We start from the raw sequence: 12,718 nt of genomic DNA on the forward strand, positions 1-12,718 counted from the left end.
TTTGGCCCGGACACGACACACGGAGGGGAGCGGTAACCGTGCGACGGGACTTCAAGGAGCCTGCCAGATGCCGCCCCGACCTGGTCATCGGCAGGGAGGAACTGTTCGGCTCCGCCCGAGACCAGCTGGTGCGCGGCGGCAGCGTGCTGCTCCACGGCCCCGCCGGAATAGGAAAGTCGACCGTGCTGCGGGCATTGGCCGCGGATTACGGCGAGTCCGCGCACACCGTGTTGCGCTGCTCGGCGACCGAGTCCGAATCCCACCTCCCGTTCCTGGCCCTGGCGGACCTCTTCGGCCTGGTGCTGGACGAGATCTCGGACAAGCTGCCCTCCGCCCAGCGCACGGCCCTGGAGTCGGCGCTCACCGGCCGAGGCGAATCGACTCTGCAACGCGACGGCCTCGCCCTGCGCCTCGCCGTGCTCTCGGCCCTGCGCGCCCTGGCCGCGGCCGGCCCGGTGCTGCTCGTCGCCGACGACCTCCAGTGGCTCGACCCGGCCAGCGCCGAGCTGCTCGGCTTCGCCGCCCGCCGGCTGGGCGACACCCCCGTCCAGCTGCTGTGCGCGGTGCGCACCGAGGGTCAGGAGTACGACCGGCATCTACGCGCGTCCCCGCCCGACACGCTCGCCGTCCGCCTCAACCCGCTCTCCCGTTCCCAGGTCTCCGCGCTGCTCGACCACCGCGGCTACACCGCGCTGCCCCGTTCGACCGTGCGGGAGATCCACCGCACCAGCGGCGGCAACCCGCTGTTCGCCCTGGAGCTGGGCCGCGCGCTCGGCGAGAACCCGGCCCCGCCGCGCCCCGGCGAGCCCCTGCCGGTGCCGACCTCGCTGCGCGCCCTGGTGCTCAGCCGGCTCGACATGCTCTCCGACGAGGCCCGCCGCACCCTGCTCGTGGCCAGCGCCGGCGCCCGCCCCACCCTGTCCCTGCTGCACGCGGCCGGCCGGGAGAACGCCGAGGCCGAGACCGCCCAGGCGGCCGCGCTCGGCCTGCTGGCGACCGAGTCCGAGGCTCCGGCCGTACGGTTCGCGCATCCGCTGATCTCGGCGGCGCTGTACGCGGAGGCGCCCGCCCAGGAGCGCCGGGCCGTGCACGCGGCACTGTCCACGGCCGCCTCCGACCCCATCGAACGGGCCCGCAACCTGGCACTGGCGACCACCGGCACCGACCCGGAGGTGGCCGCCCGGCTCGCCGAGGCCGCCGCACTGGCCCGGGACCGGGGCGCACCCTCGGTCGCCGCCTCGCTCGGGCTGCTCGCCGCCCGGCACACCCCGCCGGACGGTTCCCCGGCCCCGGACGAGCACCGGCTACAGGCGGCGGAGGACTCGATCACGGCCGGCGAGGTGGACCTCGCCCGGGACATCGCGCGCGAGGTGCTGACCCGGGCCACCGTGCCCGCCGACCGGATCCGCGCCTGGGAGGTCGTCATCGAGGCCGCCGGGCAGGCCCTGGGCGAGGTCGACTCCGTCTTCCCGCAGGCCCTCGCCGACGCCGGCGACGACCCCCGGCTGCTCGCCCTGGTCCACTACCACCTCGCCTGGCGCAAGCTGATCGTCGAGGGCGACTTCGCCGAGGCCCGGCAGGAGGCCGCGCACACCGCGGAGCTGGCCGCCCGGGGCGGGGACCGCCGCACCGAGCTGTTCGCGCTGTCCTTCCAGGCGTCGACGGAGATCCTGATGGGTCATCCGCTCGCGCCGACCACCATCAAGCGCGCGCTGAAGGAGCCTCAGGACCCGTACGTGGCCTGCCATCACAACGGCGCCGGGATGGCCCGGTTCCGCTGGCTGCTGATGAGCGACCAGCTCCCCGAGGCCCGGGCCACCATCACCGGGCTGCTGCGCGAGGTGCGCCGGCGCGGGATGGTCGAGAGCGAGGTGCACTTCCAGCGGTTCCTCGCCGACACCGAACTGCGTTCCGGGCACTGCGGACGCGCCCTGGACCTGGCCCGCGAGAGCCTGCGGCTGGCCCGCGACTCGGGCATCGGGCTGGGTGCCTCCGCGATGCTCACCTCCCTGGCCGAGGCCTCCGGCGGTGACGTGGACCGGGCGCTCGTGCTGGCCCGGGAGGCCGCGGACCGCGCCGAGGAGGACGGCGACCAGATGTACCTGTCGCGGGCCCTGGCCGCACTGGGCTACGCCCAGCTGGTGGCCGGGGACGCGGCGGGCACGGTGGCCTCGCTGCGCCGGGTGCGGGAGCTGGAGCACGGCCTGGGCATCACCGACCCGGCGCGCGGCCGCTGGCAGGGCGACCTCGCCGAGGCGCTGGTCCGGGTGGGCGAGCCGGGCGAGGCACAGGACGTCATCGACGTCACCCGCGAGCACGCACTGCGGCTGGGCCGGGAGGGGGTCCTCGCGGTGCTGGACCGCGCGGAGGCACTGGTGCGGGCGGCGCACGGCGACCACGAGGCCGCGCTGGCCCGGCTGACGTCCGTTCAGGACCGGCTGGCCAAGCTGGGCTACGGGCTGGAGGAGGCGCGGGCCGCGTTCGCCATGGCCCGGCTGCGCACCCGGCGGGCGGGGCCGACGTCGTACGACGAGGCGGCCCGGCTGTTCCGGCGGTGCCGGGCACTGCCCTGGCTGCGCCAGGTGGACGCGGCCGCCCTGGAGGGCACGGCCGAGCCGGTGCCGCCCACCCGGGCCGCGCCCGCGGCCGACGCGCTGGAGGGGCTGGCCTCGATGGAGCGTCAGGTCGCCGCGCTGGTCATGGAGGGCGCCACCAACCGGGAGATCGCCGCGCGCCTGTTCATCAGCGTCAAGACGGTCGAGGCGACCCTGACCCGGGTCTACCGGAAGCTGGGGATCCGCTCGCGGGTGGATATCGTCCGACTGGCGGCGGGGCGCCAAGCCAAGTGAGCGGGACGCGGGGTTAACTGCCTTCGCGGGTCCACCGAGCGCGGGCCCGGCGGCACCTGTGGGTCCCCTGGGGGCGACCGAGGGTTTTCCCTGCCCCAACTCCCCTAGGGGGTTCCCTCATTGGGAGGAGGGTGCGCCGGGCCCTACCGTTCGGGATGTGCCGCTCGCCCGGGCACACGGGGGCCGGTCCCGCGGCCCCCGTGCACACCCCCCACACCCGTGCGACCCCCCACCGGCGAATCCCCCCACGAGGAGACTCATGTTCGGGCTCAACCGTGCCAAGAAGGCCGCCGCCCTCGTCGCGGCGACCGCCGCCGCGGCCGCGACCGCTCTGCTCAGCGCCCCCACCGCTGTCGCAGCGCCGCAGCCGATCGTCGGCGGCACGACGACCACCACGACCGCGTACCCGTTCATGATGCAGATCACGGACGCCTCGCAGAACCAGTTCTGCGGCGGCACCCTCGTCTCGGCGACCAAGGTGGTCACGGCGGCCCACTGCATGGTCGGCGAGACCACCAGCAGCGTGCGCGTGGTCGGCGGCCGCACCTACCTCAACGGTACGAACGGCACGGTCAGCCGGGTGAGCAAGATCTGGATCAACCCGAGCTACACGGACGCCACCAACGGCGACGACGTGGCCGTCCTGACCCTGTCGACCTCGATGCCGTACACCACGGCGTCGTACGTCTCCTCGTCCCAGACCGGTGTGTACGCGGCCGGCACCACCGCCCGGGTCCTGGGCTGGGGCACCACCTCGGCGAACGGCAGCTCCTCCAACCAGCTGCGGACGGCGACCGTGCCGATCGTGTCCGACTCCAGCTGCGCGAGCTCCTACGGTTCGGACTTCGTCCAGTCCGACATGGTTTGCGCCGGATACACCTCCGGCGGCGTAGACACCTGCCAGGGCGACAGCGGCGGTCCCCTGCTCATCGGGGGCGTCCTGGCAGGGATCACTTCTTGGGGCGAAGGCTGTGCCCAGGCGGGGTACCCGGGTGTCTACACCCGGCTGACCACCTTCTCCAGCCTGGTCACCGCGCAGGTGAACTCGTAAGTCACCGCGTGAACCCCGAGCACTCCTGAGCACCCCTCAGGTGACATACCAGGGGGCGCTGCGAGCCTCCACGAGCGGCCCGCAGCGCCCCCTCTCCACTGCCCGCGTCAGCCCGCCACGACGGTCCCGAACCGGACGTCGTACGGCTGCCCCGGGTACAGCACGGCCAGTGTCCGCTCGCCCTCCGCGGTCACGTCCCGCCGCTGGGCCGCGGTGAGGCGCCCGAACGGCTCGACGACCAGCGCGGCTTCCTCCAGCCGCCACACGCCCGCGAGGAAGCCGTCGACGAGCAGCGTGCAGTGGGCCTGGTTGCCCCGCCAGGTGCGGCCCCGGTACTCCGGCGGGACGACCCGGGAGCGGTCGGCGTGGGACAGCAGCAGGTTGTCGAACTCGGGCAGGAACCGGGGCGGGGCCGGGGTGTCCGGGTCGGGGCGCGAGGCCTCCGGGAGGTCGAACAGCTCGACGCCCCGCTCGTCCCGGAAGGTGACCAGCCGCGGCCGCAGCCGTTCGAAGGCCTCGCGCAGCCGGGTCAGCCCGGCCCAGGTCTGCATGTCCTTGACGGAGGCCGGTCCGAAGGCGGCCAGGTAGCGCAGGACGACCTCGTCCGGCGCCGGGGCCGGTTCGGCGGGCCGGCCGAGCCAGTGCTCGGCGGTCGTCAGGGCGACCTGTCCGCTCCTGCCCCACAGCCCGCGCGGGGTCACCTGGACGAGCGGCAGCCGGCAGCGGGCCGCGATCGCCAGGGACTGCGGGTCGGCCTCGGGCCAGCGGCCGGACAGCGCCTCGCGCAGCTGCCCCATCGTGCGCGGCTCCGCCTCCACCAGCTCCCGGGCGAACACGGCGAGCCGGTCCAGGTCGACCCCGGCGAGTCCCTTGCGGAAGGCGTTCAGCTCCCGGTCGCGGGCGGGCTGGACGAGCGGCCGCAGGGTGAGGCAGTCGTCGTCCGTATGGGTGTGGATCGTGGAGCGCATGGTGACGATCCGGACCACCTCGCGGTCGGCCATCAGCATGGACAGCAGCTCCGGGCCGAAGCCGTCGAGGCGGGCCGCGAGGGCGTGGTACGGCGGCTTGACGTTCTGCGCCTGGAGCCCCAGCAGATGCGCCACGGCCTCCTTCGCCGACAGCTCGGACGGCCGCAGCAGCAGCTGCCGGTCGAGGGTCGCGCGGTTGAGGGCGCGGGCGTCGAGCACCGGAGCGGCGGAGGGCGTCTTCGTCATGTACAGGAAACTATCGGGGATCGAGGACAGGTACTGTCCGCAACGCTCACCGGATCGTTGCGGGGGTCGGCCGAAGAGGCCCCCGGAGAGCCCCGCACAAGCCTGCGGAAGCCCCGCAGAGCCCCGGAGAGCCCCGGAGAAACGGTATGCCCGGTATATCCTGCCCGTGATCAAGCGGACACAGGCTCGACCGACTCGACGGAGAGGCAGCCGCGATGCCCGAGCGCCCCAGCCCCCGCAAGTCCGTCTGGCGCCGCACCCCGCTCCCGCCGCCGCCCCCGGCCGCGAGCCCGGCCCCGCCGCCGGCCCCGCAGCCGCCGGAGAACGGCGAGATCGCCAGCGTCATCCAGGCGGTGCTCTACCGCGACGGCGTCCGGGTCCTCGCCCCCGCCACCCTCGCGGAGACCTTCCGGGCGCTGCGCGAGCAGCCGGCGGGCATGGCCTGGATCGGCCTGGCCCGCCCCACCGGCGCCGAACTGCACTCCCTGGCCGCCGAGTTCGACCTGCATCCGCTCGCCGTCGAGGACGCGAAGGAGGCCCATCAGCGTCCCAAACTGGAACGTTACGGCGACACCCTCTTCGTCGTGCTGCGCGCCGCCCGCTACCTGGACGCGCCCGAGGAGATCGACTTCGGCGAGCTGCACGTGTTCGTGGGCCCCGACTTCGTCATCACGGTCCGCCACGGCGCCGCACCGGACCTGTCGGCGGTGCGGCGCCGTATGGAGGCGACCCCGGAACTGCTGAGACTGGGCCCGGAGGCGGTGCTGTACGCGATCCTGGACGCGGTGGTCGACGACTACGTCCCGGTCGTCTCCGGCGTCCAGAACGACATCGACGAGATCGAGACGGAGGTCTTCCGGGGCGACCCGAGGGTCTCCCGCCGTATCTACGAACTCTCCCGCGAGATGGTCGAGTTCCAGCGCGCCACCCGCCCCCTGGTCGGCATGCTGCACGGCCTGATGGCCGGCTTCTCCAAGTACGGCACCGACGAGGAACTCCAGCGCTATCTGCGGGACGTCGCCGACCACGTCACCCACACCAGCGAACGCGTCGACGGCTTCCGCCTGGCCCTCACGGAGATCCTCACCGTCAACGCCACCCTGGTCACCCAGCAGCAGAACGCGGAGATGCGGGCGTTGGCGGAGGCGGGCTTCGAGCAGAACGAGGAGATCAAGAAGATCTCGGCGTGGGCGGCCATCCTCTTCGCCCCGACCCTCGTCGGCACGATCTACGGCATGAACTTCACGAGGATGCCGGAGTTGCACTGGACCCTCGGCTACCCCTTCGCGATCGGACTGATGGCGATCGTATGCACCGGTCTGTACGTCATCTTCAAGCGGCGGGGTTGGCTCTAGCCCGCCGCTCGAGAACCCTCAGTGCCAGTTGCTGATCCTGACGTCGTGCGGTGCGGGCTCGCCCTTGCCGGTTTCGACCAGGCTCTTGAGGCTCATCAGGAAGGTCGCCCACTTGGTGCTGCAGTGGTACATGAACTCCACCGGCTCCTTCCAGCCTTCGTGCCGGAACAGCACGATCGTGTAGCCGTCCTCCCGCTTGAGGTCGAAGCGGATCCGGGTGCCGATCCACTCCTCGGGGCCGTCGACGACCTCCCAGAGCACGCGCTCGGCGGGCCGGGCCTCCAGAACCTTGATGTCGAACCCGCCGGGCTCGAAGCGGAACCGGATCACTCCGCCGACCTCGCTGTCGCCGTCGGTGTCCTGCGTCCACCAGTGCGCCAGCCCGTCGACCGTGGTCAGGGCCATGTAGACATCGTCGGGAGCCGATGTGACGCCGATCCTGTGCAGGATGTCCACCATCTCGATACCTCGTTCCCGTGCGGGCGCCCGCGAGCGGGCGCGGTTCATCGGCGCCGCCACGGGATGTGGTGACGTGGGTTCGTTCGTGCGGGGTCAGCCCTCCTGGCCTCGCTGGATCGCTTCGGCGATCCGCTTGATGCGCTGCAACCGGGCGTCCCAGGCGGCCCCGACCGACGCCAGTTGCGCGACGGCGCGTGCGAGTTGGGCCTCGTCCACCTCGTAGCGGCGCTCGCGTCCGGCCGGCATGACGTGGACCAGCCCGACTCGGTGGAGTACGCCGAGATGCTTGGCGACCGCCTGCCGGGTGACCGGCAGGTGCTCGCTCAGCGTGGTCGCCGTTCCGCCGCCGCCGGTCAGCAGCAGGTCGAGCATCCGCCGCCTGGTCGGGTCCCCCACCGCCGACCAGAGCTCGTCGTCGACGGCGACGCTCATGGCGACACCAGCCGGGCGACGTAGGTGACGAGGCGGGGCAGGAAGTAGTCCCAGCCGGTGACGTGTTCGCGGTACTGCTCTTCGAGCACGGCGGCCTCCCAGCCCTTCTCGCGAAAGCCGGTCTCGGTGAAGCGCAGCAGTGTGCCGGCGCCGGACGGGACCAGCTCGAAGGTCACCAGGAGCGAGTTGTCCGGTGTCGCGGCCTCACCCTCGTCGTACACCCAGCGGAAGGAGAACCGCCGGGGCGGGTCCGCCTCGATCACCGTGAGCGCGACGACGTTCGCGTCCGGCGTGCTCCGGTCGCCGAACGAGATGACCCCGGTGGCGCCGGGCACCGGCTTGAGTTCCGCCTCGTCCGGCCACCACTCCCGCAGGTGCTCGGGCGTGCTGATCACCTCGTAGACCACCTCGGGCGAGGCGTCGACACGGATCTCCCGCTCGATGCTGCCGTACTCCATTCCGCTCCCCCATCCTCTCGCAACCTTTGGTTGCACATAACCGTAGACCAGCCCTTCGATTTACGCAACCTTTGGTTGCTATAGGGCACCCAAAGGTGCCGTGGCGCTATTGGGTGCCATTGGGTGCCATAAATGACTCCCATTGGGTGCCATGCGTGTGCCACTATGGCACCACTGATGGCGCGCCCCTGGACCTCGCGGTCGAAGGGGGCGCGTTTCGCGGAGTGAGGCATCAAAAAATGGGGGCGGATCATGGAGACAGCACAGAGCCGGCAGCAGTCGGCACCCGGCACCTTCGCCGCCTTCGCCCGCTTCGTGGTCTGTGGCGGCGGGGTGGGGCTCGCCTCCAGCTTCGCCGTGGTGGCCCTCGCCTCCTGGATTCCCTGGGTCCTCGCCAACGCGCTGATCACCGTGGTCTCCACGCTCCTCGCCACCGAGCTGCACGCCCGCTTCACCTTCGGCGCGGGCGGGCGCGCGACCTGGCGCCAGCATGCGCAGTCGGCCGGGTCCGCGGCGGCCGCGTACGCCGTGACCTGCGTGGCGATGCTCGTCCTCCAGCAGCTGGTGGCGGCGCCCGGCGCGATGCTCGAACAGGTCGTCTACCTGTCCGCCTCCGCACTCGCCGGTGTCGCGCGGTTCGCCGTGCTGCGCCTCGTCGTCTTCGCGCGCGGCCGTTCGCAGGCCGCGGCCACCGTCGACACCGTCCGTCCCGTGCACGCGAGCGTGGCCCGCGACGCGGCCCCGGCCGACCCCGCGGCGCTCTGCCACGCGGCCTGACCGTCCCGCCGGGCGGCGCTCCGCGCCCGCGCCACGGGAAACGTCGGCCCGGTGCGTCCGTCCGTCCCAGGTGTCCCGCTACGGCCGGCCGGCCGACGTCTCATCCACGCTCACGGAGGTACGCGTCCAGCTCGGCGGCGCCGGTCAGCATCGCCCGCCCGCGGGCGGACAGCCGGCCGTGCCAGTCGCCGAGTGCGGCCTCCAGCGGCTCCAGCCCGCCGGCCGCCCGCACCTGGGCGATCAGCGGGGCGATCTGCTCCAGCAGGTAGCCGCCCCGCCTGAGCTGGTGGGCCAGCCGGGCGTCCCGTACGTCGGCCTCGTCGTAGACGCGATACCCGGTCAGCGGGTCGCGGCGCGGGCGCACCAGACCGGCGCGCTCCCACGTGCGCAGGGTCGCGGGCCGGATGCCGAGCCCGTCCGCGAGCGGCCCGATGAACGTGCCGCCGGGCCCGGACGCCGTGGCCGGCCCGGAGCCCCCACCGGGTTCGGTCGCCGCGCTCGGCTCCAGGTCGCGGAGAGCGTTCTCCACCGCCTGGAGGGTCCGGCGGTCGTCGAGGAGCCGGGCGTGGCTCTCGTCGATGAGGCGGAACGCCTCCTGCGCCGCGCCCTCGTTCACGGCCCGCATGATCGAGGTCGCCGTCCGGTGGCCGTGTCCCGGCACCAGGGCGAGAAACGCGCGCAGGGCCCGCGCGTGCAGCGGCGTGTAGGTGCGGTAGCCGTGGGGTGTGCGCGCGGCGGCCGGAAGGATGCCAGCCTCCTCGTAGTTCCTGACCGCCTGCGTGGACAGACCGTGCCCGCGCGCCAGATCGACCGGCCTGAGCCGCTCACCGCTTTGAAGGTTTCGCCCCATGGTCCCGCCGATATCAGGCCTGTCAGCGGAAAAGTTTCCACCGAAAGTTCAACGATAGCGTTGAGGTCATGGCTACCGACATCAAGGACACCGCCCATGCCGTCGGGGCGGCCGCCGTCATGAGGCTGCTCCCGGCCCGGCCGCGCATCCTCGCCCTGGGCGAGCCCACCCACGGCGAGGACACGCTGCTCGACCTGCGCAACGCGCTCTTCCGGCAACTCGTCGAGGAGGAGGGCTACCGGACGATCGCCATCGAGAGCGACTGCCTGAGGGGCCTGGTCGTGGACGACCACGTCACCTCGGGCACGGGCACCCTCGACGAGGTCATGGAGCGCGGCCTCAGCCACGGCTGGGGCGCGTCCGCGGCCAACCGCGAGCTCGTGCGCTGGATGCGTGCCCACAACGACGGCCGGCCCGCATCCGAACAGCTCCGCTTCGCCGGTGTCGACGGCCCGCTGGAGATCACCGGCGCCGCGAGCCCCCGTCAGGCCCTCACCGCACTCCACGGCTACCTCGCGGCCCGGGTGGACGCGGATCTGCTCCCCTGCACCGCGGAAACACTCGACCGCCTGCTCGGCACCGACGACTTGTGGACCGATCCCGCCGCGATGAGGGACCCGGCCCGGTCCGTGGGGCAGTCGGCCGAGGCCGCTCGACTGCGGCTGCTCGCCGACGACCTGGTGGCCCTGCTCGACGCGCAGACGCCGCAGCTGAGCACGGCGAGACCGCGGGACGAGTGGGACCGCGCCCGCCTGTACGGGCGCACCGCGACCGGGCTGCTGCGCTACCACCACTGGATGGCCGACGCCTCACCGGCCCGGCTGACCCGGCTGGTGGGCGTGCGGGACCAGATGATGGCCCACAACCTCCTCGCCCTCGCCGAACGCGGTCCGGTGCTCGTCCACGCCCACAACTCCCATCTCCAGCGGGAGAAGAGCACGATGCGCATGGGCGGGGCGCCGCTGGAGTGGTGGGGCGCCGGTGCGCTGGTGAACGCCGCGCTCGGCCAGGAGTACGCCTTCGTGGCCACGGCCCTCGGCACGATCCGGCACCAGGGCGTGGGCACCCCGCCGCCGGACACCCTCGAAGGACTCCTGTACGCGCTCCCGGAGGACGCCTGCGTCGTCGACGCCCCCCGGCTGGCCGCCGCCCTCGGCGACACGCGGCCCGCCCCCCGCGTGTCCCCCTGGTTCGGCTACGCCCCGTTCGACCCGGCCCACCTGGCCGACAGCGACGGCATCGTGTTCGTCAGGGACGTCCCACAGATCTAGGGCTGGCTCAGGGAAGGGGTCGGGGTCGGGGGCGGGGAACTCTGGTACGCCCGGTCGCAGTGGGGCCAGGCGCTGAAGTCCTCGGTGCGCTGCCACAGCCGGTGGGCGGCCTGGATGTTCCATTCCGGTTCGAGGGCCGTGCTCGGTGTCCCGCCCAGCTCCCGCAGCGTGGTGTCGGAGATCTGGAAGACGCCCCAGTTCCTGGTGCCGTTGGTGTTCGGCAGGATGTGGAGCGGATCGAGGAAGGACTGGCAGTCGGCGATGGCGGCGGCGCGGTCGGGCTCTTCCTCGAACACCTCACGCACGCGCTGCCGCACCTTCTCCGGCGACCAGGTGTCCATGCGGGTCTTCTGCGCGTAGAGGGCCTTCTTGGTCTGCTCGCCGACGACCCCGTTCGGGGCGATGCCGGCCAGCACCTGGAAGGCGGTCACGCGTCTCAGTGTCTGCGGCCCGAACTGGCTGTCGACGTCGATGTCCGCCCCCGCCCGGGCGAGGAGCCGCTGCACCTCCCGTACGCAGGCGTCCTGCTGACCCATGCCTACCGTGCCGTCGCACGCGTCCGAGAAGAGGAGCCGGCTGTCCTTCTTGCCGGTGTTCCTGGTGTCCGTGGTGTCCGTGGTGTTCGTCGCGCCGGTCGTGTGGGGCTCGGTCTCGGGTATCAGGGCCCATGCCCCCGCCGCGAGTGCAAGGGCCAGGACGCTCGCCGCGAGAGTGAGCCGGCCCCGCTGGTTCCAGGCTCCGCGCCGGGCGGTCGCGGCGGGGACGATGTCCACCACGGAGGCCGGGTCGGAGGCCGGGTCGGAGGCCGGGTCCGGGCTGGGGTTCACGCCCGGGTCGGCGGTGGGGCTCGGGGCTTCGGTCCGCGCCGGTCCGGCGTCCTGCGTGCGTTCGGCCCTGGTCCCGGTCCCGGTCTCGGTCCGTGTCGCCGGTTCGGGTTCGGGTTCGGGGCTCACGGGGGCGGACGACGCCGAGCGGGCCGCGTCCGCGAGAGCCCATAAGCGGTGCACCTTTCTGAGTTCCTCGCGCGAGGCTCCGCAGGCCGTGGCGAACCGGTGTGCGCAGCCGTAGTCCGGCGGGACGTAGGAGCCCGAGCAGTACCGGTGCAGGCTGGAACTGCTGATGCCGGTCTTGTGGGCCAGTGCCTCGTAGCTGAGATCGGCCCGGCCTTTCAGGGCTCGCAGGCACGCCGCGAATTTCTCGAATTCCGCACTATGCGTCACGGGAACACCCCTTTAGGTCACCGTGGTCGTCGGCGGCCGGATCCTAGTCCTCCGGGCCGTGCGTGTCCCGCGCTCGTCCCACAGTCCCTCGTATACACCGCGTTCACGCAGGTCGCCGCCGTCCCGGCATCCCAGCCCGGGCCGATTCCTTGTCGCCGGCCGACGCCCCTTGCCAGTGTCTGCGTCGCTCGGCGGGGGAACTGCCGGCGCGGCGACGGGGGACCGCGCCGGGCCCGTCCCCGTGATCCGGGCTCGGAGCACCACCGACTGGAGGAGATGTCCATGAAGAAGCTCTGGGCGGCACTGGCCACGACCGGCGTGTTGGGTGCCTCGCTGGTCGCTCTGGCGCCGGCGGCCTCCGCCGCGCCCCAGGCGTGCGTGACCACGACCATCACGACGGGCTACCGGACGTACTCGGAGACCGCGAGCAAGTCGTCCACCAGCACGTGCAGCGACCTCAACCTCACCTACGCGAACGACACGTCGGCGGTGGGCTACGACTGCTACCGCGGGATGTACCGCAACTCCGCGGGCACCTGGTTCCGGGGCACCTCGGGCTGGCACTGCCTCGACGACGGCGCCTACGCCGTGGACACGGTCCTTCTGCTGACCGACCTCAACGACGGCACCACCTTCGGTGTGGAGAGCTACTACGACGCCCCGGACTACGTGAACATCACGCACTGAGGCACCCGCACCGGGTCCGGCGGGGCCGTCGTGAGGCCGCCCCGCCGGACCCGGCGTCCGTCCACCGGTCTCGACCGAGCGCTCGACAGAGAGAA

At 72.7% G+C, this 12,718-nt stretch carries 12 protein-coding genes; 6 read left to right on the forward strand and 6 right to left on the reverse strand.

The window, feature by feature from the left end:
* The first annotated feature begins 38 nt into the window (after positions 1–38).
* Together IE275_RS20000 and IE275_RS20005 are read left to right on the forward strand one after the other, a co-directional pair.
* A complete protein-coding gene (locus IE275_RS20000; protein WP_189712695.1) occupies positions 39–2,849 on the forward strand; it encodes a helix-turn-helix transcriptional regulator in 2,811 nt (936 codons plus the stop codon).
* A 259-nt stretch (positions 2,850–3,108) separates the two neighbouring features.
* Positions 3,109–3,900 carry a S1 family peptidase gene (locus tag IE275_RS20005; protein WP_189712696.1) on the forward strand — a complete coding sequence of 264 codons (792 nt, stop codon included), beginning with the start codon at positions 3,109–3,111 and terminating at the stop codon, positions 3,898–3,900.
* 107 nt (positions 3,901–4,007) lie between these two features.
* Here IE275_RS20005 and IE275_RS20010 read toward each other — a convergent pair whose 3' ends face one another.
* Positions 4,008–5,114, reverse strand: coding sequence for a winged helix DNA-binding domain-containing protein (locus IE275_RS20010; protein ID WP_189712697.1), 1,107 nt, complete (start codon positions 5,112–5,114; stop codon positions 4,008–4,010).
* A gap of 215 nt (positions 5,115–5,329) precedes the next feature.
* Here IE275_RS20010 and IE275_RS20015 point away from each other — a divergent pair, with 215 nt between their 5' ends.
* Positions 5,330–6,469 carry a magnesium and cobalt transport protein CorA gene (locus IE275_RS20015; RefSeq protein WP_189712698.1) on the forward strand — a complete coding sequence of 380 codons (1,140 nt, stop codon included), beginning with the start codon at positions 5,330–5,332 and terminating at the stop codon, positions 6,467–6,469.
* Positions 6,470–6,487: 18 nt separating this feature from the next.
* Here the strand turns inward: IE275_RS20015 and IE275_RS20020 are convergent, their stop codons facing one another.
* The 3 genes from IE275_RS20020 to IE275_RS20030 all read right to left on the reverse strand — a co-directional run bounded on the left by IE275_RS20020 (position 6,488) and on the right by IE275_RS20030 (position 7,818).
* On the reverse strand, positions 6,488–6,928 hold the full coding sequence (locus tag IE275_RS20020) for an SRPBCC family protein (RefSeq protein ID WP_189712699.1): 441 nt from the start codon (positions 6,926–6,928) through the stop codon (positions 6,488–6,490).
* Between the two features lie 93 nt (positions 6,929–7,021).
* On the reverse strand, positions 7,022–7,360 hold the full coding sequence (locus IE275_RS20025; protein ID WP_189712700.1) for an ArsR/SmtB family transcription factor: 339 nt from the start codon (positions 7,358–7,360) through the stop codon (positions 7,022–7,024).
* On the reverse strand, positions 7,357–7,818 hold the full coding sequence (locus tag IE275_RS20030) for an SRPBCC family protein (protein ID WP_189712701.1): 462 nt from the start codon (positions 7,816–7,818) through the stop codon (positions 7,357–7,359). The genes IE275_RS20025 and IE275_RS20030 overlap by 4 nt, the downstream gene beginning before the upstream one ends.
* A 252-nt stretch (positions 7,819–8,070) precedes the next feature.
* Here IE275_RS20030 and IE275_RS20035 point away from each other — a divergent pair, with 252 nt between their 5' ends.
* A complete protein-coding gene (locus IE275_RS20035) occupies positions 8,071–8,595 on the forward strand; it encodes a GtrA domain-containing protein (protein ID WP_189712702.1) in 525 nt (174 codons plus the stop codon).
* Between the two features lie 100 nt (positions 8,596–8,695).
* Here IE275_RS20035 and IE275_RS20040 read toward each other — a convergent pair whose 3' ends face one another.
* Positions 8,696–9,445, reverse strand: coding sequence for a TioE family transcriptional regulator (locus IE275_RS20040; RefSeq protein ID WP_189712703.1), 750 nt, complete (start codon positions 9,443–9,445; stop codon positions 8,696–8,698).
* A gap of 68 nt (positions 9,446–9,513) precedes the next feature.
* Here IE275_RS20040 and IE275_RS20045 point away from each other — a divergent pair, with 68 nt between their 5' ends.
* Entirely contained in the window at positions 9,514–10,716 is a 1,203-nt protein-coding gene (locus IE275_RS20045) for an erythromycin esterase family protein (RefSeq protein WP_189712704.1), read from the forward strand.
* Here IE275_RS20045 and IE275_RS20050 read toward each other — a convergent pair.
* Positions 10,713–11,936: a helix-turn-helix domain-containing protein gene (locus IE275_RS20050; protein WP_189712705.1), complete on the reverse strand. Its 1,224-nt coding sequence runs from the start codon at positions 11,934–11,936 to the stop codon at positions 10,713–10,715. The genes IE275_RS20045 and IE275_RS20050 overlap by 4 nt on opposite strands.
* 282 nt (positions 11,937–12,218) lie before the next feature.
* On the opposite strand from IE275_RS20050, the gene IE275_RS20055 reads away from it, so the two are divergent.
* Positions 12,219–12,623 carry a hypothetical protein gene (locus IE275_RS20055; RefSeq protein WP_189712706.1) on the forward strand — a complete coding sequence of 135 codons (405 nt, stop codon included), beginning with the start codon at positions 12,219–12,221 and terminating at the stop codon, positions 12,621–12,623.
* The last annotated feature ends 95 nt before the right edge of the window (positions 12,624–12,718 follow it).

This window comes from Streptomyces phaeofaciens, assembly GCF_014648915.1.
Classification (GTDB): domain Bacteria; phylum Actinomycetota; class Actinomycetes; order Streptomycetales; family Streptomycetaceae; genus Streptomyces; species Streptomyces phaeofaciens.